Source organism: Pantoea sp. JGM49 (assembly GCF_018257655.1).
Classification (GTDB): domain Bacteria; phylum Pseudomonadota; class Gammaproteobacteria; order Enterobacterales; family Enterobacteriaceae; genus Pantoea; species Pantoea communis.
Genome location: NZ_JAERJM010000004.1, coordinates 392,391 through 413,604, shown reverse-complemented (window position 1 = coordinate 413,604; position 21,214 = coordinate 392,391). Strand labels below are relative to the sequence as shown.

Below are 21,214 nucleotides of genomic sequence, written 5' to 3'. Positions count from 1 at the left end.
TAAAAGTTGTACAACAACACAATTACTGTACAAGTTTGATTTAGTTGTATAACTTTACTGTCAGACAGAGCCGACTACATTTCAACCATTGAGAGGTTCACCATGCGTCAGAACGTTACGAAATTCCCGGACTCCGCCAGCGACATTGCGCATTACTTCAGCAAGGCATCGGCGCCGACCCAGCAGGAAACGCTGGGGCAGATTGTCGTTGAAATTCTGCGCGCAGGCAAGAACCTTAACCGCAAGGCCATCTGCACCAAACTGCTGCGCCGCCTTGAAGTGGCGGCGAATCAGGAAGAAGAGCGTCATTATCAAACACTAATCGGCATGCTGTTTGAACGCTGAGTTTTTTCGCTGTAAGCAGGTGATGCCCGCAGCGTGCATTCAGGACCGCCCGGAATAGTTGTCCTGCTACCCTGCCTGGAGGGCATTAACCTGAAGATGCGGGTATGAAAAATAAAGATTTAATACGCCTTGCCGATGTCGTCCTGGGTGAGGCCGTGGTGACGCTGCTGAGCATCGAAGACGGAATTAGCGCAGACAGCGTGGCTCGACAGCTCCGGGCTATGGATAGCAGTGAGACGACTCCGGACAGGCGAGAAGCTATAGCCTTGGCGCTGGGCGAGGTGCAGACGGAATTTATACAGTCCAGGGAAGGCCGTGATGCAGCAGTGCTGGCATTGGGTGCCCTTAATGGATCGGGTAGTAGTACAAAGAAATAATAGTAGCCGATTAACCCAGGACGAATCTCCGTATTTTCGGAGAGTGGCAGGACGCCCGCAGGATGCGGCTACCTAAGGGGTGGCCGTTATTTATTTCAGTCTATAAGCCTGGTCACTTTAGCCCGCAGGGCCTGACGGATAACACTATGCAGTTTAATGAACATCACACCTCTACAGAAGCAAGCATCATTCAGCACTTCCGTAGCGGCGGCGACGGGCTGGCCGCAGAAACTGCCGTGCTGGACGCAGTTATCCGCGACATTGTCATACATGGTAAAAAGGTGACCAGCAAAGCGATTATACTTTATCTGATCGCCGAGCTGGAGAGCACGACAGATGTGGGTGAGCTTGACATACTGCGCAGCGCGCTGGAAATCGTGGTGGGCAAAACGCCTGACGATGAAGGTTTTTGAAATTAATTCTGCTGCGTGACGTGCGCGGCGGCCATCGCAGCCGGGGAGTCAAATCCCCCCTGCGAAGCCCACACGGAGCAGCTGATAGCGGCGGCAAGACTTACAACAATCCAGACTTTCACTGGCTTCTCCCGGCTTAAAAGTTTAACACTTCATAGTGTGGCACATCACCGTCAGTGAGCCAGGATGTATGTCAGAACAGGAGGAATCTGAAAGTCAGTGCATTTGCTCTGCCAGAAGCCTGATGGCGCGTTCGCAGCTTAGGCGCATTCCGGCAGTGCCGACCACTTCACTCATGCTGTGCAGGGCGCTGGTAATCTCGTGGAGAGTGAGGTGCTGGTCCGGCTTAAGAAGGCGAGCCACTACCGTTCCGATAACGGCGTAGATATCTTCGGCGGTGGTGTCATCATTCATATGACCTCCGTCCGTAAGGTGGATGAGTGTACAGTATAACAGAAAGGGGCAGTATCAGATACCGCAGCCCCCCATGGAGTCAGTGAAGCTTCTGCTCTGTCAATCCGGCAACCCTTTTCCCCCCTGTCTTTTCACCATTACGAATATGCATTTCCCGCCGTACTTCTTCAATAGCGCGCAGACCTGCGCGAATCCGATCTTCGTCCGTTTCAATTTCAATGGCCGATCGTAAGCGATCCGTCAGGGCCGCCCAGCTAATGGCCACGTCCTCATCCAGCAGCGCCGTGACGGCTTCGCCAAGCATAATGTCGGCCATTTTATCTTCAAAATCATTTTTCATGGGGTTATCCGGCAGCAGGTTTTGGGCGCAGAGCTTAGCACAGTGCAGCTGGCCCGAACATGAACGGGAAGGATACCTATAGAAAACATTTACGCGGCAGTGTTAACACGCGTCACGTCAGGGGAGTCCAGCAGAGCTAAGCTGTGCTGAAGGTACCTTACTCCAGCGCCGATAATTTCTTTCTGCGGCCGCGCTGCTTTGCTACGGGCGATGAGGCTGCCGCCACCTGTGAAGGCTTTTCAAGGCGATACAGGCAGACGTCGCCCCGCTCCGCCAGGCTTGCCGGCCAGATCATAGCCGCGTTCCCGTCCTCAACGTAAAGCTCGCCCAGCGGTTGCACCACGGCCCAGGGGGCACCTAGCATACGCCGCAGTTGCAGGATCTCCAGCGCCATGGCCACAGCTTCCGCTTCATAGCTGCCCTGATTTTCTGCGATTTGATTCAAACGATCTTCACTGAGCATTACTGACTCCCCTCTCAGTTATTCCCTTTTGCACTGATAGCCCGCCAGCGGATTGCCGGATACGCACCTCAGGTTCATGCTATAGACGTCTGCGGTGTTGATAAGTCTTTTAACCCACTGCCTTTACGAAATTTTTACGAATAATAATGTGCCGTTAGCTTGCAGAGTCCGCAACCAGTTCTACGCTGGGCAGACCAGTGAAAAAAGTCTTCCAACTCTAAAATAATAAAGGCGAAAAAGATGATTCTAAGTGAGTTTATGCTGAGGTTAAACCGGTGGCCTCGCATGCATTTCACAGCAATTGAAAGCGAGCAACGTGATACCGGTATTGAGATTTATGCCATCGACTGCACAAACCAGACCAAAAGCCGGCTGCTTATTTATCGCACGCCCGACACACAACACGCTTCCGCAATGATGACGCATTTCATTAGCTGGCTTGAAAAAGCGAATCGTGGCAGAACTTTGCGGTTTGAGAGGGCACAAATAACGGCTGTCATGGCCGAGCAGCCAGCAACCAACCTTACCGCAACCTCCTAATCCTGTTGGGCCCGCTTTGGGCCCTTTTCTTTCCTGTATCTCAAACAGCCTCTCGGGTCTCCGGCCAGGCAACGGCCGCGCCTTTTGCAGTGAACAGGGCACCCTGGAAATCAGTGACACCAGCCGCCTCCAGCCACATCCATTCCTCAGGCTGTTCGATACCCGCTGCAATGACGTTTATCTCCAGCGCTGAACAACAGCGAAGCACCGCGTGTACCACCGCCTGACGGGGACCGCTGCGGTGAATATTGCGCACGATCGCTGCGCCGATGCGCACGCGGTCCGGCTGGACGTGCGCCAGCAGAGACAGTCCTGCCGAACCGTCACCAAAGTTGTCGATAGAGATACTGATACCGGCTTGCTTCAGTTGGCGTACCGCCTGAGTGAATGATTCCAGCTGAGAGATAACCTCTGTTTCACTGACGCCGAGTATTATTTGCTGCGGCACCAGCTCAGCACGGTCAATTGCGTTAATGAGCCGGCTAACGGCATCCGCAAGATTAACCAGCGTCATGGGCAATATGCTGACGTATAACATGATGTCGTCGGGACACGATCTGCCTGCCTTGTTCAGCGCCTCTGTGACGACGCTTAGGTTATACGCATACAGCGCCTCGCCGGTCAGTCCATCCGGGGCTTCATCGGGTATGGCCTCGATGGCTGTGACCTTACGACCCAGAGGATCAACCACCGGGCGGAAGGTGACGCCCACCGCAGGGAACGGGGGACCGTTCTCATCCGGTACAAAGTCCCAGTAGTCAGCGGGCAAAACCTCGAAGTAGTTTTCTTTCTCACGGGCTTCCACGAAGGTGCGTAAGAACTGCAGGCCCCGATCGTCGTATGTCAGACGATATTTAGACGTGCCGCGGTCAAGCACCGCCTGCAGCACACTGCCACTGTCATGGCGGCGCAGGTCAAACAGCTCCATTCCATGGTTGCCGAAGCGGCGCGACGGTGAGTAGTCGCGCATCAGCTCAACCACATTGTGGTGACGCCGGTCGGCGCAGATACGACCATAAATGTCCAGTACGCCCTCCTCCGGGCCCTCAAGAATCTGGAAGAAGTGCGTGCCGTTAAAGAGCAAGATCCCCGTAACCTGATGCCGGGCGTTGAGCAGGCTGGCTTTCTCCACCATACCCGGCAGGATGCTTATGGGTACCTCATCGGCAAGATGGCTTCGGTAAATAATTGTTGTAAGCATTTCTGGCTCCTTATTACCGCAGATTGTCACGGGCACCATAGCAGTTGGCTGACCATTCTCAAACCGGACCGGTAGTCACTCTCACCGCACCGCGACTTAAACGACGTAGACATCATTAAGCCTTTTTGTCCTCAACACAGGTATTAATTCATGCGGGTGCCGCGCTTCACAAAGCCAGTACGCATAGTAGCGAAGCATTTGTACGCAAAGTAATATCTTTCGATTTGAGCGCCTCCTGCATGCGTTTACCCAAAATCCTTATCAACAGTACTCAACCTGCGCGCCGCGAAAGGCTCAAGGTTACCGGCAGCACACGTCCACATTAACGCATGCAAAATCTGACGGATTGAACAGCCTGATTTAATTGTCAGAAAATAAATTTATCCGGCCACGGTTAATTCTTCGTGGATTACTTAAGTGGATTTTTTTGCATAAAGGGCCCAATAAACTCAGCAATTGATACAAATTATTACGAATTCAGCTTTTTTCAGAATAACCTACGGGCACTTTCACCATCTGCGACTACAGTGTGACGTGAGGCTGTCATCAACGTGAAACGGAGGTAGCTAATTTGTCTAATCATCACGACGGGAAAGGGCACGTCATTATTGGCGAAGCGGCATTAAGTCTTGCGCTGGGTGAAAAAGAGATAAGCGTGCATTCGCTTATTTCTGAGCTTGGACGCATGGCAAAAGCCGGCGGCAGCGATAACAGGCTCACGGAAATTTCGGAAGCCAGAAGCTGGTTGAAAAGCTTCAATGAGCCTGAACAGGCTGTCCGGTATCTGCCGTACCTGCAGACTTTTGCAGACCTGAACGACGAGAAGAACTGACGCCAAAGGACGTAGTCCGGCTCTGGCCGGAAGACGACGATGAAGATGACCTCACCGGTCTCGCCCAGGCGTGCACCGGCCGGAGAACCTGTCAGGGACGACACCCTTCAGTAGTACCGGCTTAAATCGCTTATAAAAAATGAATTTCACTACCTGACATCCCAGCATACAGTATCTCTTTTAACCAGAAGGAAACACGTATGTCCAGTTTTATTACCTTCTCAATGCAGGACAGCATTACCAGTTACACGCCAGAGGATGCGTATGCCTGGAAGATCATCCTGAGCGTCAATTTCTGGGGTCTGCCCTCACCTATAGGCACGCCTATCAGATTGCATCGCAACGTATGAATGTTTGGGCCTCCATCTGTCGTCTGTGCATCGATGACAGCATGTCCGATACGCGGGACTCTACGCTCACACTTCATGCGCGATGAACTTTTTTAATCCTAAGTCACATTACGGATAATGATTCACACTCAGTAAAGTAACGCAGCTAAACTTAATGTCATCTATTTAAAGGTGACGGGAAGAACTATGTCAGAACATTTTATTCATAATGTAGCTATACCGCTGCCAGGTCATGAAGACGAAGCACCTGGCGGCAACCACGATATTCCACCTGACCGGAAATCCCTTTACTGATTGAACTGCTATCAGACTGTTTTTTTCCGCGCATGTTTATCAGCACCGCTTATCGCGATACACTGTATATATCCCCAATAAGCGGAGCGCATCTGAAAAACGGAAATGAAATAGAGGACCTTATGCACCAGGCTGTGGCTGTCGCGCTGAAGCAATTGCTGCGTCCCAGCGGGACCGTACATGTGCATGAACTCATCGCTGCCCTCTGGCGCCTGAAGGAGTCCGCCCCGGACAAAATAATGCGCGACTCCTGTGAGCGGGCTATCAGGTTACTGGCAAAAAAACTCAACTGAAATTATGCGGCGCCAGCCGCTTTCAGACACCGGGATCGTCCGGCGTATATCCCACGATCAACTGGAGCAAAACGCGCAGGATTTCCTGCCTTTCGGCGTTATTTTCAACCATGAGCTGATTCATGATATGCCGCATAATGGTTTTGTTATTCACCGGTGCCCCTATATAAATAAGGTTGTGGATAATGTCGTCCAGCGTTTCTTTCTGTAATGCATAACGGTCACCTTTAACCATAAGGCATGCCTGTATGTGTGCAACCGTATTGGTTTCTCTCATGCTGTGATGATCCCTGAATGCTCGCGCGATTCGCGTTGGTTTAAATTGCGCATTGGCTGGATTAAAGGTTGAAGATTATAGTCCTGCAGTCATAAATACTGCCGCTTTAGTGAAGTATATGACAGTAAATGTATTGCGGAGCGAGCAAGCGCAGATTCAGAAAAAGCAGCTATTTGGGTAATTAAAACCCTGGCACTGACACATACGAAAGCGACAGGCATTACCTTACCTGCCGCCACAGTATGTGGTTATCTTAAGTCATCGTCATCTGCCATCAAGCGTAAGGTACTTTCCTGTGATGCAGTGCCTGAATGGCCTGCATCTGGTAAAAGCCACCTATCTTCACCAGTAGATTTAGCGCTAATACTACGGTGTCCTCGCAACCACTTGATGGCTTCCCTGATTGACAGCTCTCTTGAGTGACTACTGTCTGCCTTAAGCATCGCGGCCAATTCAGAGATAAGCGCATCGACGGTTATATCCTGTTCACGCACGGCTAGATTGACTGCTGCTTCACCAATAATTGCGTGACCGGTCATGTCTTCGCTGTACAACACGTTTGTACCTCGCTTATGAATTAGAGAACATTGTTTACTACGATAGTATTATAGCATTAACCTCCCCGGCCATATTATTTACCCGATAGGTTATGCCTATTCAAATATGCAACTCAATGTTGGAACTTTTCTCAACCTCTCTAAACAATAGAAATATTTGAATTACCTTGCGGCATGTAACAATATCATCATTTATTTATAATAATGGTAGATAAGAGGTGCCTTAGAGTTTTCTATTGTTTAACTCTCACTTATGACGTTAAGGGATCGAAATTTCTCAACGCTTATGTAAACGACTTAATTAAATGTCTGGCATCATTAATGTTTAGGTGACTAATCTAATAAAGTATTAACTAGCATAAGTAAAAGCAAGTTAATAACGAGATGTAATAGCAATGTGAGTCAGTAAACTGCTGATCTGAGCATAACTCAGAAGAGACATCTGATGATGAAAGTAAGAGGGGCTAGCTACATAGCTAACACAGTGCGTAAGTCAGCTATGGTTAAGTGTTTGCCAGTTTTAAGACACGTGCTGCGTGAATGGGCGCAGGTTTAGCTAAGCACCCTTACCTGAGATGATGACTACGGCGCAGGTATCCATGTCTCTGCTTCGCTATCATCGGGATAATAGTAACCATTCGGTATTGATTGAAGTTCAATCAGGCTGCCCCACGGAGCCTGAAAGTATACGCTAGCATTATTTTCGGTATCTTCATGACGGGAGTTACCATGTATTTCTGAAAGAAACCTTCCTCCCGCTGCCCTGACCCTTTCCACCGCATAATTTATATCGTCCACATAAAGAGAGATGTGATTCCAGCCAATATCCTGCAGCCTTACAGGTTGCTCCTGTTCTTCACTTTTTATCTCAAAAAGCTCGAGATTTGGACCATTACCAATCCGTAGCAAGCGCTGCTTGATAATCATTGTCCCGGAGCTTAAGCCTAATTGTTTCTCTGTATCTGCTCCCTGTCGTGGTTGATCATGCTCTGTTAGGCCGTTATAGACAAATTTAGCGTCCAGCGCCTTCTGTAAAAATTCAGTTGCCTGTTGCAGGTCGGGAACGGTAAGCCCTAGATGGTTTATGCCCCTGGTTGGCGCGCGCGTCGGTATATTTTCCATACATATCCTCCAGTTAGAATTATGATAACTTCTACAAAGAGTAGTACTTTTCTGCCCAATGAGCGGCGCGATAACTCATTGACACCCTTTCAATGCAAAAAAAACGTCCTGTCAGATCATTAAGGGTTAATTAGAATGCTCCTTGAAAAGCTCATGTTGCTTGAATGCAGCCTTCACGGTGACAAACGCAACGACCGGGATTGGCTCGAGCATCTTCTTCATCCTGAATTCCGGGAGATTACACGTTCAGGCATGATGGTCGATCGCTCAGACACGATCATGTCGCTATTGAGCGAGAAAACTGCAAGTCCAATCATAAGCAGCAATTTCCGGTTAACCGAAATAAATGAAAGTTGCGCGATACTTCTTTACCGTACGTCTGATGCTGACGGGAGCCGACCTGCATTACGTTCCTCTTAATGGCTACTTTCGAAAGAGGGCCAGTGGTCTCTGATTTTCCACCAGGGTACGCCTGTACCGACGCGTGCTTAGCTAATTAGCCGCACTATTGTTTTCAGGTGTGATGCCCGGCAAATTCGAATATGAAATGAGTTCGACGGGTCGGTGCAACACAACCCTCACCAAAATGGACGGCAAAATTCTGAGTACTGTGGTCTTTTAAATCAGGCCTGGTATTCAGGTTTCTCTCCAGGAAGAGGTTCTGAAAGCTCCTGACCTTCAACTCCTGCGTAAAAAATTACCAGTTCAGCCCCCTGTTCAGACGTATACCCGCGGTGTGCGCTATTTACCGTTTCATTGATCGCCTCACCCGCATTAACGCGATATGTGGCGCCTGTATTCATGTCTTCAATTGTCAACTGTCCCGACAGGACGTATGCCGTGTTAGGCATGGCATGTGTGTGCCAGGGCAGCTCGCTATCAGGAGGTAAAGACATGCGCATTACCGAAATGAGTGGCTTGCCTTTGGAATACGCTTCATAAGGCTGCTTATTCCATGCTGTCCCACTCTGAAGAATAAGTTTATGTTCGATCTTATCCGAACCTTTATTTGGGGTCAGCTCTGCGTTTGCCATTGTCTATCCTTCTAATTGTGTATTTTCATGCTTTCAGATAAAAGTTTAGCAGAAGCAGAAAGATTGCTTTTTAAGCTCAACGCCAAAACAGCTTCAGAGCCGGACGTTGAAAATTCAAATTAATAATCAGATTGGAGCTGGAATTCGTCGCCGTAATCCGTACCATACGCGACATACTTTTGCCTGCTGGCTTTTTGTCGGCTGGCGCCAACCCGTCATTCATAGCGAATCAGATGGGGCATGAAAACGCGCAGATGGTATATGAAATCTACGCGACATGGATTGAAGAGATGAATGGCGAGCAGGTTGACATGCTCAACAGCAAACTGGCTATCTGATAACAGTTGCCCCCTGTATGCCCCTTTTGGTTTCTGAGACAGTAAATAATGCATGATAATCAAGAAGTAACAAGAAAAGAGCAGTACAACCTGAACAAGCTTCAGAAGCGTCTGCGTCGTAACGTGGGCGAGGCCATTGCTGATTTCAACATGATTGAAGAAGGCGATCGCATCATGGTCTGCCTGTCTGGCGGTAAAGACAGCTACACCATGCTGGAAATTTTGTGCAGTTTGCAGAAGAGCGCGCCGGTGAACTTTTCACTGGTGGCGGTCAACCTCGACCAAAAACAGCCAGGATTCCCGGCACATATTCTGCCAGCGTATCTGGAAGAACAGGGTGTCGAGTATAAAATCGTTGACGAAGATACTTACTCCATCGTTAAAGAGAAGATTCCGGAAGGCAAGACCACCTGTTCGCTCTGTTCACGTCTGCGTCGCGGGATCCTTTACCGCACCGCTACCGAATTAGGCTGTACCAAGATTGCGCTGGGCCATCATCGCGACGATATCCTGCAAACCCTGTTCCTGAACATGTTCTACGGCGGCAAAATGAAAGGTATGCCACCAAAGCTAATGAGTGACGATGGTAAACATATTGTCATTCGTCCGCTGGCCTATTGCCGCGAAAAAGACATCATCCGCTTCGCTGAAGCGCGCCAGTATCCGATTATTCCGTGCAATCTGTGCGGTTCACAGCCGAACCTGCAGCGTCAGGTCGTCGCGGATATGCTGCGTGACTGGGATAAACGCTATCCGGGCCGTATCGAAACCATGTTCAGTGCGATGCAGAACATTGTGCCTTCCCACATGGCGGACATTAATTTGTTCGACTTTAAAGGCATTCAGCACGGCGATGAAGTGGTCGACGGCGGCGATATTGGCTTTGATCGCGAAACATTGCCGGTGAAACCTGCGGGCTGGCAGCCGGACGAAGAAGACGCGCCGGAAATGAGCGTGCGACTGGATGTGTTAGAAATTAAGTAATTTGTAGACGATTCTAATTAAGGCGCAGCGCTTCGGCTCTGCGCCTTTTTTATTACCGGTGAGGTGGCGGATCGATGATCGGTGGAAACTCGGGATCGTAGGGAGGATCGGGTTCCGGAATTGGCTGCGGATGAGGAATCGGTTCTGGAATCGGTGGCGGATCGGTTGGAATGGGATCGCTGGCAATGAGTTCTTGCATGCCCTGCTCCTTATCGCTGAATGTCCTTTAAGCATAGGAAAGGAAACACAGCCAAGCCAAGCGGGCAAAAAAAAGCCGGCGGATTAGCCGGCGTTGTACGAATCAAATGTGCTATGCAGTAATTCTAAAAAAGGAAGTAAGACAATATGGAGCGCAACGCCCATCGCTTGACGTTGCATTCACCTGCGAGAGAGAGTTTGCCCCTGTTAGGCGATCCACTTATTGATATCGATCAGGTTTTTCCCGCTTTTTTGCTTACAGCACCTTATTTAACAGCGGGTTAACGCTTATAACCTGAGACTTACATTACAACCAGTTGCGTCGTTTGAGCCATATCGCCACGCCCACCACCATCACCAGCAGTAGTACGCAGAACGCGGTAAAGCCCAGCGGCCAACTACCACCCGGAATACCGCCAAGGTTGACGCCAAACAATCCTGTCAGGAATGTCGCTGGCAGGAAAATCATCGCCATCAGCGACATGGTATAGGTGCGGCGGTTCATCGACTCTGCCAGTAAAGACGCGACTTCATCGGCCAAAATCCCGGTACGCGCTACGCCTGCATTGAGGTCATCCAGTCCGCGTCCCAGACGATCAGCAACGTCCTGCATACGACGACGGTCGTCATCATTCATCCACGGCAGTTTTTCACTTGCCAGACGGGCATATACATCACGTTGCGGCGCCATATAACGACGCATCACGATCAGTTGCTTACGCAGCAGCGCTAACTCGCCGCGTGCCGGAACCTGCTGATCCATCAACGCATCTTCCAGCTCGATAATTTTGTCGTGCATCTCTTCGATAAATTCGCTGGCGTGATCGGTGAGCGCATCGCAAACATCCACCAGCCAGCTACCGCCATCCACCGGGCCGTTACCGTTTTGCAAATCAGCCAGCACTTCGTCAATGGCATACACTTTGCGGCGACGCGTGGAGACGATCACTTTGTCGTTGATAAACACGCGCATGGCGACGAGTTGATCCGGTCGTGAATCGGCGTTGTGATTGACACTGCGCAGCACTATCATAAAACCGTCGCCCAGGCGCGTGACGCGTGGGCGCATGCTGTCGCCCGCTAACGCATCACGCACGGAATCGGGGATCAGCGGGGTATTTTGCAGCCACTCGGCACTTTGCCGTTGGGTGTAGTTCAGATGCAGCCAGCACGGACGCTCACAGTTGATGACATCTTTATCTTCAATCGGGATAACCCCGCCTTTGCCGTCGAGCTGGCAGGAGATAATGGCATCCGAAACTTTTAACGCTTTTCCTTCAATGACGTTCACTGACTCGCCTCACTTTCAAAATCAATACGATACAGTCTAGCGTGGCGCAGACGAGTTGCAATCATCAGGCTGTGAGCAAAGATGACAAGATAAAGGTGAGCATCCGCAGAAAGCGAGAGCGGCGACATCGTCATTGGATGCGTCTCCTTAATCCGTTGCTACGGTTATGGAGACGCACACAATCACACCACTCTGCTGATTAGCGTCGTTATATCAGTGCTTTTCGATCCACAGTTCGCGGCTGTAGGCGACATCTTCGGGATTGGTGATCGGATAACCTTTGACCCACGGTTTGATCAGTCGCCCGTTGGTATATTGGTAGATCGGGGCGATCGGTGCCTGATCGGCAATGATCTGCTCCGCTTTGTTGTAATCGGTATTGCGGGCAGCCACGCTGGTTTCCATGCTGGCTTTGGTCAGCACCGCATCATAATCCGCGCTGTGGAAACGGGCGATATTGCCGGTGTGTGTTGAGGTCAGCAAACTCAGGAAAGTGGAAGGTTCATTGTAATCCCCGACCCATGACGCACGAATCACGTCAAAGTTACCGCTGTTGCGGCTGTCGATGTAGGTTTTCCACTCCTGGTTTTGCAGCGTAACGTCCACTCCAAGGTTCTTTTTCCACATCGACGCCACGGCGATGGCAATCTTCTGATGGCTTTCCGAGGTGTTATACAGCAGCGTCAAATGCAGCGGCTTGCCGGGACCGTAGCCCGCCGACGTCAGCAGCGCTTTTGCCTGTGCATTCAATTCCTGCTGGCTGTGCTGTTGCAGATAACTTTGCTGAGGTGTAAAGCCTGCGGTGACATCCGGTGTAAAGTGCCAGGCCGGTTTCTCCCCGGTACCCAACACTTTCTCGGCAATAATGCGACGATCGATGCTCCATGACAGCGCTTTACGCACGCGCACATCGGCGGTCGGGCCCTTTTCGGTGTTAAAGGCGTAGTAATAGGTGCCCAACTGATCCGGCGTATACACCTGGCCCGGCAGCTCTTTTTTCAGCAGCGCATACATATTTTTCGGGAAAGATTCGGTGATATCGATATCGCCCGCGCGGTAACGTTTGGTGGCGCTGGACTCTTCATTGATGGGGATAAAGGTCACTTTGGTGAGTACGGAATGGCTGTTGTCCCAGTAGTGTTGATTGCGCACCAACACAATTTTTTCGTTCACCACGCGATCCTGCAATTGATAGGCGCCGTTGCCCACCAGTTTACCAGGCGACGTCCAGCTATCAGGATTTTGCTCAATCACCTTCTGCGATACCGGATACATCGCGGCATTGGCTACCATGCTCGGAAACCACGGCACCGGGCGTGACAATGTCACCTTGAGATGATTGGCATCGGTGGCTGTGACACCCAATTTATCGGCACTCATTTGCCCTTTGGTGATGGCATCCGCGTTTTCGATACCGCTCAGCGCGGCAAACCACGCAAAGGGAGAACTGTTTTTCGGCTCCACCAGGCGCTGCCAGCTATAAACGAAGTCCTGCGCTGTCACCGGTTCGCCATTTGACCAGCGCGCATCTTTACGCAGCGTGAAGATCCAGGTTTTGTTGTCGTTGCTGTGCCAGCTTTCTGCCACGCCCGGCACGATTTTGCCGTGTGCGTCCTGATTGGTCAGCCCTTCAAACAGATCGCGCATCACCTGAATTTCTGGCAGCCCCACGGCTTTAATCGGATCCAGCGAAGCGGGTTCGTCTTTAATATGGCGAACAATTTCCTGAGTCGGCGCTAACTGTGCGCCCGTTGGCACATTAGCAGCAAACACCGGTGAGAAAACACCAGCAATCATTACGGCGGCCAGCGTCTTGCGGAAAGTTAATGTCATCACCACTCCTTTACCCAAAAAAATGGCGACTGCGAAGGGGTCTGCGTCGCCAGCGTCTTTGGTGACTCTATCGCAAATTGCTGATTGATATATAGCTATTTCCCTGTCTGCTGTTTACCGTTATGTTGAGGCTGAATTGTCGGTCACATTTTTAAATCCTGAAGCGCCTTGCTATCCATGCGCTCATTGCACGATTTCAGAGAGGAATGTCATGTCGTCACATCATCCCCGCCCGCTGCGCGGCAAACTCGACGCGGTCTGGCAACAATATGGGCAATCGGTGCTCGGCGCACCGCTGCTGTGGTTCCCGGCCCCGGCGGACGATGCCGACAGTGGGTTGATCATTGCCGGCACGCACGGTGATGAAAATGCCGCCGTCGCGACCTTATCCGGTGCGATGCGCACGCTGCCGGAGCCACTGCGCCGCCATCATGTGGTGCTAGCGGTGAATCCGGATGGTTGCCAGTTGGGGCTGCGTGCCAATGCCAACGGCGTCGATCTCAACCGCAATTTCCCGGCCGCCAACTGGCAAAATGGCGACACGGTATATCGCTGGAACAGCGCAGCGGACGAACGTGATGTGGTGCTGTCGACGGGCAGCAACCCCGCTTCCGAGCCGGAAACGCGCGCGCTATGTCAGTTGATCCACCAAATCAAGCCGCGCTGGGTGGTGTCCTGGCATGAGCCTCTGGCCTGCATTGACGACCCGCACCACAGCCACCTTGCGCAGTGGCTGGCAGAACAAACGCAATTACCGGTGGTGAGCAGCGTCGGCTATGCCACGCCAGGTTCTTTTGGCAGCTGGTGCGACGATCTCGGCTTGTTGTGCATAACCGCCGAGATGCCGCCCATTTCAGTGGATGAAGCGACTGAAGTGTACCTTGATGCGATGATTAACCTGCTGCGCTGGCAGCCGCAGGCTTAAGCACGCCGTGTGAAAAATGCAGCGACGGCTCAACATCGGCAGCTAGCCAGGTTGGGCCGTCAAGATCGGCGAATTTTGCGATCGGTGTCAGCGGTAACGCCGCGCGGATCGCCCTTGAAGTACACAGCATACAGCCGAGCATCACTGCAAACCCTTGCTGACGTGCCTCTTTTGCCAGCGCCAGGGCTTCCGTCAATCCACCGGTTTTATCCAGCTTGATATTCACCATCTCATAGCGCCCTTTCAACTGCGCCAGATTCTCCCGGGTGTGACAACTCTCATCCGCACAGATAGGAAGTGGGTGGACAAAGTTCGCCAATGCGGCATCTTCGGCTGCCGGAAGCGGTTGTTCGAGCATCGCAATGTTTAAATCTGCCAGTAGCTGACAGCGCGCCGCCAGCCCTTCTGCCTGCCAGGACTCATTGGCATCCACAATTAACGTCGCTTCCGGTACGGCACTGCGAATCGCCACCAGACGTTCACTGATCAAATGATGATCGAGTTTTATCTTCAGTAGACGCGCACCATGTTGCCACAACGCTAACGCGCTGCTGGCCATCGCTTCCGGTGTATCGATACTCACCGTATGCGCCGTTATGATTTCCTCTGCCAACTCAACACCGCACAGCGCCTGCAAACTTTTATTCTGTTGCTGGCGTTCCAGATCCCATAAGGCACAGTCAAGCGCATTCCGCGCTGCACCGGCCGCTAATGCCTGTTGCAACTCCGCTCGCGTCATACCATTTTGTATCGCAGGCAACTGCGTGGCAATTTGTTGCAGCACTGAGTCTTCACTTTCGCCATAGCGTGCGTAAGGAGTCCCTTCACCTACCCCTTTCAGGCCGTCCTGTTCAATCTCGACCACCACAACATGCGCTTCCGTCCTGCTGCCGCGTGAAATAACAAACGGCGAATGTAACGGCCAGGCCTCTGGATAACTCTTCACTGTTCTCATTAATTCTCCTTAAATCCGTGGCTTAATTGCGATGTGCTTCTGCTATCGCGACGAAATGCGCTCGTAAACCCTTCAAAATTATGTCATAAACAAACGCTATATCTGCTCTGGCAGGCTTAATGCCAGACTTTTTCATCGCTAAAAGGAAATCGTATGTCTCAGAATGTTCACTTTCAGGGCAATCCGGTCCCGGTTGCAGGTCACTTCCCGCAGGCTGGCGAACAGGCAAAAGCTTTCTCTCTGGTCGCAAAGGACCTGAGTGACGTCTCCCTTTCTCAGTATGCAGGTAAACGCAAAGTTCTGAACATTTTCCCAAGTATTGATACCGGCGTGTGCGCGGCATCAGTGCGCAAGTTCAACGAGCGTTCTGGCGAATCCAGCAACACTGTGGTGCTGTGCATCTCTGCCGATCTGCCGTTTGCCCAGTCTCGTTTCTGCGGTGCAGAAAACGTGAGCAACGTGGTGACCCTGTCTGCGCTGCGCGGTGCTGAGTTCAAAGAAGATTACGGTGTGGCGATTGCTGATGGCCCACTGAAAGGCCTGACTGCCCGTGCAGTAGTGGTACTGGATGAAAACGACAAAGTGATTTACAGCGAATTGGTGAACGAAATCACCGAAGAGCCCAACTATGATGCGGCACTGGCTGCACTGAAGTAAGTATTAAGATGATGTGATAAGGGCGCACTTCATAAAGTGCGCCCTTTTTTATGGCAGTGAGATAAGCGCTGTAAAATTACTCGCTCTCGCCGCGCTTCTGCCCCAACCCGTATTCTCGCAGTTTATTGGCAATCGCGGTATGCGACACTCCCAGGCGTTTTGCCAGTTTGCGCGTGCTTGGGTAAGACAAGTAGAGCCGCGTCAGCACCGAACGTTCGAAACGGCTGGTGATCTCATCCAGCGAACCTTCCATCGCTTCTTCGCCCAGCGTCACGTCTAACGCCTGCTCAGGCAGAATGATGTCCTGAGGACGTAACTCGTAGCCTTCCAGCTGCGTCAGTGCGCGATACAGCGCATTTTTCAACTGCCGCACATTACCCGGCCAGTTATAGCGTGTCAGGAACGGTGCCAGCTGCGGTGACAAACGCGGACGCGGCAGTCCCTGCTCATCGGCAAATCGCGCCACAAACATCTCTGTTAGCGGCAGGATGTCCAGCGGGCGCTCACGTAAAGGCGGCAAATTGAGCGTCAGTACATTAAGGCGGTAAAACAGGTCTTCACGGAACTCACCCCGTTGCACCAGCTCGATCAGGTTCTTCTGCGTGGCACAAATGACGCGCACATCCACATGCACTTCATGTTCTTCACCCACGCGACGGAAAGTGCCATCGTTGAGGAAGCGCAGCAGTTTTGTCTGCATGCGCGGTGACATCTCACCAATCTCATCCAGCAGCACCGAGCCGCCATTGGCCTGTTCAAAGAAACCTTTCTTGCCTTCCAGCGCGTTCGGATAAGCGCCCGCCGCGTGACCAAACAGCTCACTCTCGGCCACATCATCCGGCAGAGACGCACAGTTAAGCGCCAGAAAAGGTTTTTTACCGCGTGCGCTGCGCAGATGGCAGGCGCGTGCCAGCATATCTTTGCCGGTGCCAGTATCGCCGACAATCAGCAGTGGCGCGTCGTGCATCGCCAGTTTACGAGCCTGATCGATCACCTGACGCATTTTTGGCGTCACCGCCACGATGTGGTCAAATTCCGACTCATCCGTCACGGTGAGATTTTGCAGCTGACGGCCCATACGGGCGGTGGATTTCAGCGTGATCATTGCGCCGACGGGCTGATCGCTCTGCCCCTCTTCTTCCGCCAGATAAATTGGTCGGGCTTCCATCAGGAAATCACGGCCCTGAATAACAACGTGATGTGCCTGGGCTTCCACACGCTCATTCTCGATCCAGCGCTGGAAATTGAAACCGGTGATCAGAGTCGCGGCGTTCTGATTACGCAGCTTCTGTTCATCGAGATTAAACAGGTTTTGCGCTGCCGGGTTGGCGAGTTCCACCTTGCATTTAAGGTCGATAGAGAACACCGGCTCCGGCATAGCAATGAGTAATGCACTTAACGCGCGATGTTCACGCTCAGAAGGCATGTAGCTAACGGTGCGCACATCTGTTACGCCAGGTGTACGACGGATTTCCGCCATCAGTGTACTGAAGGGTTCGAATTCAAGGGCAGAAAAGTTGAGATAGATGCGACCGAGCGGCGCAATTTCAATACCGCGCAGGTCGATGTTGCGCGCAACCAGCAGGTCGAGTAGCTCGCGCGCCAGACCGATGCGGTCCTGGCAGAAAACTTCCAAACGCATTGCGATGAGCCTTAGTCAGGTTTTGATTTTAGTGATAATACGCTAACTTGCAGCGCCTCAGAAGGGGGCTGTCATGAAAAGTTGACAGTTTGAGGCAGGTGACGCGAAGAAGTGTAGCGGAACGACGCACAATAATCCCGCCAAATATCACATTTAACAAAGATAGTTTCACCTTTCACCCAGTTAGCAGCGTGAAAGGTGAACAAAGAGATGTTATTTAGCAGCCTGCCCTGCTTTATCCCCACTCTTAGACAGGGATTCTTTCAGCTGAACCAGTAATTCCCGACGGAAATCCCCAAGACGCGGCTTATCATCTTCCAGCCAGGGCAGTGGACGGCATAATTCCATGGCTTTGATGCCTAATCTCGCGGTCAGCAAACCGGCACCGATACCCTGTGCAGCGCGTGCCGAAAGGCGGGCCGCGATATCCTGCGACATCCAATCCATCCCCACTTCACGCACCAGTTCTGAGGCACCGGCGAAGGCCATATTCAGCAATACCAGGCGAAACAGGCGGATGCGGCTGAAATAGCCCAACTCAATGCCATAAATAGCCGCAATACGGTTGACCAGCCGCAGGTTACGCCAGGCAATAAACGCCATGTCCACCAGCGCCAGTGGGCTCACCGCAATCATCAGTGTCGATTCCGCAGCGTGGCGGCTGATCTCACGATGCGCCTGACGATCCAGCACCGGTTGCACCAGTTGCGCGTAAAGCATCACTATTTCACGATCGTTATGAGTTTCATGCAGCGCCGCGTGCCAGCGCTGCAAAGCCGGATGCGCCTGATCGAGCTGCGCCTGCTGGGCCAGCTTTTCGCAAAATGCACGGCCTTTACCGATACCGTGGCTGTGCAGTAATTCCCGCCCGATATCCCGCTCTTCGGCTCGCTGGCGCAGTCGATAAAGACGACGCCATTCGCCAATTAATGCCCCGGCTCCGGCAATCACAATCAGGCCTCCAGCCACACCGGTGCCGAGTGAGAACCAATCACGCGTGATCCAGGCATCGTGCATCCACTGAGCGCCCTGCGCGACCACGCTGATGCCAAAAATCCCCAGACCCAGACCGACCAGCTTGCGCCAGAGACTGCGTTTGGGGCGTAGCGCGGCCTCAACCACTTTTTCACCTTCGCCCTCTGCCGGCGGCTCTGACTCTTGAGTGGCAAGAAACGCGCTCTCGCTTTCCTTACTAAAAGTTTGCGCCGCACGTAGCGGTTTCTGCGCCTCATCTTCGAGCGGTCGTGCAAAATCAATGCGCGGTTTTAATGGGGTTTCGTCGCTCATCGCAATTTATCTCCAAGTAAAAATTCCAGCGCGGCATCCATGCGAATGTGCGGCAGCGGCCGATCGACATCCAACTGCTGCGGCCGGAACTGTTCAAACTGAAATCCCTGCTGCTGCCAGAACTGATACCCGGGCAAACGTGGCGGCACTTCGCCGGGATAGAAGGTCAGCGCTTCGCCGTCATGAAGACGATGACCGCGCAGCGCGGGCAGCTTTTCGCCACGATGATCCACCAGCCCACTTTCGGTGGCCTGCACCGACGCCAGTCCAAGACAATCCATGCTGATCCCTTCAAACGCCGCGTTTTGCCAGGCATCCTGAACCAGCTGTTGTAACAGCGACACCATATTGGCGTGCTGATCGGCCGTGATATGGTCGGCTTTGGTGGCGGCAAACAAGAGTTTGTCAATCACCGGGGAAAACAGACGACGGAACAACGTGCGCTGCCCGTAATGGAAGCTTTGCATCAACTGCGTCAGTGCCAGCCGCATATCATTGAACGCCTGCGGCCCGCTGTTTAACGGTTGCAGACAATCCACCAGCACGATCTGGCGGTCAAATCGCAGAAAATAATTTTTGTAGAAACCCTTCACCACATGCTGGCAGTAGTAGTTAAAGCGTTGTTGCAGCACGGCAAAGTTACTGCCTGCGGGAGCCTGCAACAGCTTGCTGGCGTGAATCTCATCCAGCTGTGGCCAGGGGAAGAACTGCAGTGCCGGGGCACCTGCCATATCGCCCGGCAGCACGAAGCGGCCAGGCTGGATAAAGTGCAATCCCTCGGTTTTGCACTGATGCAGATAATCCGTCCAGGCCGCGGCAATATCCGCCAGACGATTTTCGTCCGCTGCAGCAAAAGGATCGAGATCCTGAGATAGGCTATGCCAGCGCGCCGCCCATTGCTGGCGATCGCCCTGCAGCAAGCCCATCATCTGTCGTGACCAGCTGAGGTAATCCTGCGCCAGCATCGGCAGATCGAGCAGCCATTCACCAGGGTAATCGACAATTTCCAGATAGAGCGTGGCGGTATCTTTGAAGTGGCGCAGCAGTGATTGCTCTGGCAGATAGCGCAGCGCCAGACGCATTTCACTGACGCCGCGTGTCGGCGTTGGCCAGATGGGAGGCGTGCCATAGAGTTGCGCCAGCCCTTCGTCATAGGTAAAACGTGGCGTGCCCAGCTCACGCTGCGGCACACGTTTGACGCCCAGCAGGCGCTCTTCACGCACAACGGAAAACAGCGGCAAACGGGCGCCGCTGTGTACATTGAGAAGTTGGTTCACCAGCGAGGTGATAAAGGCGGTTTTGCCGCTGCGGCTCAGCCCCGTTACGGCAAGGCGTAAGTGGCGGTCAACACCGCGATTCATCAACGCCGCCAGTTCATTTTGCAGTCTTTTCATCCATCTCCCTGACGAAACGTGCTGACAGGCGTTTGAATACCTTACTCAGCAACGGTTCCAGGGCGGCCGCCAGAAGCAGGCGCAACGGGCGACGCGCCACCGATTTCACTGCCCAGCCAGCTAATCCGCCGGGCCCATAGGTTACTGCACTGATGATGATGAATTTCCCCGCCGACTTCAACGCAGGTGTTGCGCGGCGGCGCAGAGCAGTCATACGCGAATTGTACATCTCCACTCCTTAAGAATATGCGGTGAAGCGGACCCGCAGTGGGCCCGGCGGAAAAAATCAGATTTGACGGAAGCGGCTGCGCACGCTGAAGGTCTCGGAGGTGACGTAGCGTTCGATATCTCGCACGTTACGCTCATCACTGTTCAACGATGTTTCCAGCTCATCCAGTAAATCAAGTGCAGTTGGCGTATGCTGGTCTGGTGCATCTGCGGGCTTTTCATCCAGCACAAAGCCCAGGATGAAGTACGCCACCACGGTAAACATGAACAACCCGAAAAACAGCGACAGCACCACAATCACACGTAACAGGCGCACCGGAATATCCAGATATTCCGCCAGACCGGCACAGACGCCGCGCACTTTGCCTTGCTGCGGGATGCGCCACAATTTGCGGCCATTCATCATGGTTGCCTCCAGTTTGGATGCTCCGCATCCAGAATGGCTTCGAGTGCTTCCACACGTTCACGCATGCGGCGCGCGTCTTGCGTCAGCTGTTGCAGACGCTGCATATCGCCTGATGACAGTTCCGCGCCACCGTTGCGTTTGTTGCTGTAGTGCAGCCATAACCAGATCGGCGCCACAAAGAGCACGAAGATCGTCAGGGGTATGGCGAGAAAAAGTGCGCTCAT

At 52.4% G+C, this 21,214-nt stretch carries 28 protein-coding genes and 1 pseudogene; 10 read left to right on the top strand and 19 right to left on the bottom strand.

The window, feature by feature from the left end:
* The first annotated feature begins 102 nt into the window (after window positions 1–102).
* From ycgZ to JK231_RS10085, 3 genes are all read left to right on the top strand, one after another.
* Entirely contained in the window at window positions 103–345 is a 243-nt protein-coding gene (gene ycgZ, locus JK231_RS10095; RefSeq protein WP_039328007.1) for a regulatory protein YcgZ, read from the top strand.
* 104 nt (window positions 346–449) lie between these two features.
* A complete protein-coding gene (locus JK231_RS10090; protein ID WP_097117040.1) occupies window positions 450–722 on the top strand; it encodes a hypothetical protein in 273 nt (90 codons plus the stop codon).
* Between the two features lie 146 nt (window positions 723–868).
* Window positions 869–1,135 carry a biofilm development regulator YmgB/AriR family protein gene (locus tag JK231_RS10085; protein ID WP_211728466.1) on the top strand — a complete coding sequence of 89 codons (267 nt, stop codon included), beginning with the start codon at window positions 869–871 and terminating at the stop codon, window positions 1,133–1,135.
* A gap of 216 nt (window positions 1,136–1,351) precedes the next feature.
* On the opposite strand, the gene JK231_RS10080 is transcribed toward JK231_RS10085, so the two are convergent.
* The 3 genes from JK231_RS10080 to JK231_RS10070 form a co-directional block, all read right to left on the bottom strand.
* Window positions 1,352–1,549 carry a hypothetical protein gene (locus tag JK231_RS10080; protein ID WP_160833581.1) on the bottom strand — a complete coding sequence of 66 codons (198 nt, stop codon included), beginning with the start codon at window positions 1,547–1,549 and terminating at the stop codon, window positions 1,352–1,354.
* Between the two features lie 79 nt (window positions 1,550–1,628).
* Complete coding sequence (locus JK231_RS10075; RefSeq protein ID WP_160867411.1) at window positions 1,629–1,889, bottom strand: hypothetical protein; 261 nt, start codon at window positions 1,887–1,889, stop codon at window positions 1,629–1,631.
* A gap of 157 nt (window positions 1,890–2,046) precedes the next feature.
* The gene (locus tag JK231_RS10070) at window positions 2,047–2,352 is read right to left on the bottom strand and encodes a hypothetical protein (protein WP_097117036.1); all 306 of its coding nucleotides are present in this window, start codon (window positions 2,350–2,352) and stop codon (window positions 2,047–2,049) included.
* Window positions 2,353–2,637: 285 nt separating this feature from the next.
* Between JK231_RS10070 and JK231_RS10065 the strand changes: the two genes are divergently transcribed.
* Complete coding sequence (locus tag JK231_RS10065; RefSeq protein ID WP_211728465.1) at window positions 2,638–2,892, top strand: hypothetical protein; 255 nt, start codon at window positions 2,638–2,640, stop codon at window positions 2,890–2,892.
* A 40-nt stretch (window positions 2,893–2,932) separates the two neighbouring features.
* On the opposite strand, the gene JK231_RS10060 is transcribed toward JK231_RS10065, so the two are convergent.
* Complete coding sequence (locus JK231_RS10060; protein WP_160867414.1) at window positions 2,933–4,093, bottom strand: diguanylate phosphodiesterase; 1,161 nt, start codon at window positions 4,091–4,093, stop codon at window positions 2,933–2,935.
* Window positions 4,094–4,664: 571 nt separating this feature from the next.
* On the opposite strand from JK231_RS10060, the gene JK231_RS10055 reads away from it, so the two are divergent.
* A complete protein-coding gene (locus JK231_RS10055; RefSeq protein WP_097117033.1) occupies window positions 4,665–4,925 on the top strand; it encodes a hypothetical protein in 261 nt (86 codons plus the stop codon).
* A gap of 200 nt (window positions 4,926–5,125) precedes the next feature.
* Window positions 5,126–5,275, top strand: a complete 150-nt coding sequence (locus JK231_RS10050; RefSeq protein ID WP_211728464.1) for a hypothetical protein — start codon at window positions 5,126–5,128, stop codon at window positions 5,273–5,275.
* Between the two features lie 609 nt (window positions 5,276–5,884).
* Here the strand turns inward: JK231_RS10050 and JK231_RS10045 are convergent.
* The 4 genes from JK231_RS10045 to JK231_RS10030 all read right to left on the bottom strand — a co-directional run bounded on the left by JK231_RS10045 (window position 5,885) and on the right by JK231_RS10030 (window position 8,852).
* Complete coding sequence (locus JK231_RS10045) at window positions 5,885–6,097, bottom strand: biofilm development regulator YmgB/AriR family protein (RefSeq protein ID WP_160833584.1); 213 nt, start codon at window positions 6,095–6,097, stop codon at window positions 5,885–5,887.
* A 290-nt stretch (window positions 6,098–6,387) separates the two neighbouring features.
* Window positions 6,388–6,696 carry a hypothetical protein gene (locus JK231_RS10040; protein WP_097117030.1) on the bottom strand — a complete coding sequence of 103 codons (309 nt, stop codon included), beginning with the start codon at window positions 6,694–6,696 and terminating at the stop codon, window positions 6,388–6,390.
* A gap of 582 nt (window positions 6,697–7,278) precedes the next feature.
* Window positions 7,279–7,818: a VOC family protein gene (locus JK231_RS10035; protein ID WP_211728463.1), complete on the bottom strand. Its 540-nt coding sequence runs from the start codon at window positions 7,816–7,818 to the stop codon at window positions 7,279–7,281.
* A gap of 623 nt (window positions 7,819–8,441) precedes the next feature.
* Window positions 8,442–8,852 carry a cupin domain-containing protein gene (locus tag JK231_RS10030; protein ID WP_160833587.1) on the bottom strand — a complete coding sequence of 137 codons (411 nt, stop codon included), beginning with the start codon at window positions 8,850–8,852 and terminating at the stop codon, window positions 8,442–8,444.
* A 136-nt stretch (window positions 8,853–8,988) separates the two neighbouring features.
* Between JK231_RS10030 and JK231_RS10025 the strand changes: the two are divergent.
* Window positions 8,989–9,190: pseudogene (locus JK231_RS10025) on the top strand (tyrosine-type recombinase/integrase); the annotation flags it as partial.
* 48 nt (window positions 9,191–9,238) lie between these two features.
* A complete protein-coding gene (gene ttcA / locus JK231_RS10020) occupies window positions 9,239–10,174 on the top strand; it encodes a tRNA 2-thiocytidine(32) synthetase TtcA (protein ID WP_097117026.1) in 936 nt (311 codons plus the stop codon).
* Window positions 10,175–10,226: 52 nt separating this feature from the next.
* On the opposite strand, the gene JK231_RS10015 is transcribed toward ttcA, so the two are convergent.
* The 4 genes from JK231_RS10015 to JK231_RS10000 all read right to left on the bottom strand — a co-directional run bounded on the left by JK231_RS10015 (window position 10,227) and on the right by JK231_RS10000 (window position 13,496).
* Complete coding sequence (locus tag JK231_RS10015; RefSeq protein ID WP_167347098.1) at window positions 10,227–10,373, bottom strand: hypothetical protein; 147 nt, start codon at window positions 10,371–10,373, stop codon at window positions 10,227–10,229.
* Between the two features lie 306 nt (window positions 10,374–10,679).
* Complete coding sequence (gene zntB / locus JK231_RS10010; RefSeq protein ID WP_034821343.1) at window positions 10,680–11,663, bottom strand: zinc transporter ZntB; 984 nt, start codon at window positions 11,661–11,663, stop codon at window positions 10,680–10,682.
* Window positions 11,660–11,797: a hypothetical protein gene (locus JK231_RS10005; RefSeq protein ID WP_176505718.1), complete on the bottom strand. Its 138-nt coding sequence runs from the start codon at window positions 11,795–11,797 to the stop codon at window positions 11,660–11,662. Before JK231_RS10005 ends, zntB begins: the two co-directional genes overlap by 4 nt.
* Before the next feature lie 79 nt (window positions 11,798–11,876).
* Window positions 11,877–13,496 carry a peptide ABC transporter substrate-binding protein gene (locus tag JK231_RS10000; RefSeq protein ID WP_211728462.1) on the bottom strand — a complete coding sequence of 540 codons (1,620 nt, stop codon included), beginning with the start codon at window positions 13,494–13,496 and terminating at the stop codon, window positions 11,877–11,879.
* 211 nt (window positions 13,497–13,707) lie between these two features.
* Here JK231_RS10000 and mpaA point away from each other — a divergent pair, with 211 nt between their 5' ends.
* Window positions 13,708–14,421 (top strand): murein tripeptide amidase MpaA, encoded by a 714-nt coding sequence (gene mpaA / locus JK231_RS09995; protein WP_211728461.1) that lies wholly within the window; start codon window positions 13,708–13,710, stop codon window positions 14,419–14,421.
* Here the strand turns inward: mpaA and ycjG are convergent.
* The gene (gene ycjG, locus JK231_RS09990; protein WP_211728460.1) at window positions 14,390–15,376 is read right to left on the bottom strand and encodes an L-Ala-D/L-Glu epimerase; all 987 of its coding nucleotides are present in this window, start codon (window positions 15,374–15,376) and stop codon (window positions 14,390–14,392) included. The genes mpaA and ycjG overlap by 32 nt on opposite strands.
* Before the next feature lie 153 nt (window positions 15,377–15,529).
* On the opposite strand from ycjG, the gene tpx reads away from it, so the two are divergent.
* The gene (gene tpx / locus JK231_RS09985; RefSeq protein WP_034821364.1) at window positions 15,530–16,033 is read left to right on the top strand and encodes a thiol peroxidase; all 504 of its coding nucleotides are present in this window, start codon (window positions 15,530–15,532) and stop codon (window positions 16,031–16,033) included.
* A gap of 76 nt (window positions 16,034–16,109) precedes the next feature.
* Here the strand turns inward: tpx and tyrR are convergent, their stop codons facing one another.
* The 6 genes from tyrR to pspB all read right to left on the bottom strand — a co-directional run bounded on the left by tyrR (window position 16,110) and on the right by pspB (window position 21,214).
* Window positions 16,110–17,675: a transcriptional regulator TyrR gene (gene tyrR / locus JK231_RS09980; RefSeq protein ID WP_034821366.1), complete on the bottom strand. Its 1,566-nt coding sequence runs from the start codon at window positions 17,673–17,675 to the stop codon at window positions 16,110–16,112.
* 213 nt (window positions 17,676–17,888) lie between these two features.
* A complete protein-coding gene (locus JK231_RS09975; protein ID WP_211728459.1) occupies window positions 17,889–18,962 on the bottom strand; it encodes a YcjF family protein in 1,074 nt (357 codons plus the stop codon).
* Complete coding sequence (locus JK231_RS09970; protein WP_211728458.1) at window positions 18,959–20,356, bottom strand: YcjX family protein; 1,398 nt, start codon at window positions 20,354–20,356, stop codon at window positions 18,959–18,961. Before JK231_RS09970 ends, JK231_RS09975 begins: the two co-directional genes overlap by 4 nt.
* Window positions 20,337–20,585 (bottom strand): phage shock protein PspD, encoded by a 249-nt coding sequence (pspD, locus tag JK231_RS09965; protein WP_097117020.1) that lies wholly within the window; start codon window positions 20,583–20,585, stop codon window positions 20,337–20,339. Before pspD ends, JK231_RS09970 begins: the two co-directional genes overlap by 20 nt.
* Window positions 20,586–20,642: 57 nt before the next feature.
* The gene (gene pspC / locus JK231_RS09960; protein ID WP_211728457.1) at window positions 20,643–20,990 is read right to left on the bottom strand and encodes an envelope stress response membrane protein PspC; all 348 of its coding nucleotides are present in this window, start codon (window positions 20,988–20,990) and stop codon (window positions 20,643–20,645) included.
* Window positions 20,987–21,214: an envelope stress response membrane protein PspB gene (gene pspB, locus JK231_RS09955; RefSeq protein ID WP_034821383.1), complete on the bottom strand. Its 228-nt coding sequence runs from the start codon at window positions 21,212–21,214 to the stop codon at window positions 20,987–20,989. The genes pspC and pspB overlap by 4 nt, the downstream gene beginning before the upstream one ends.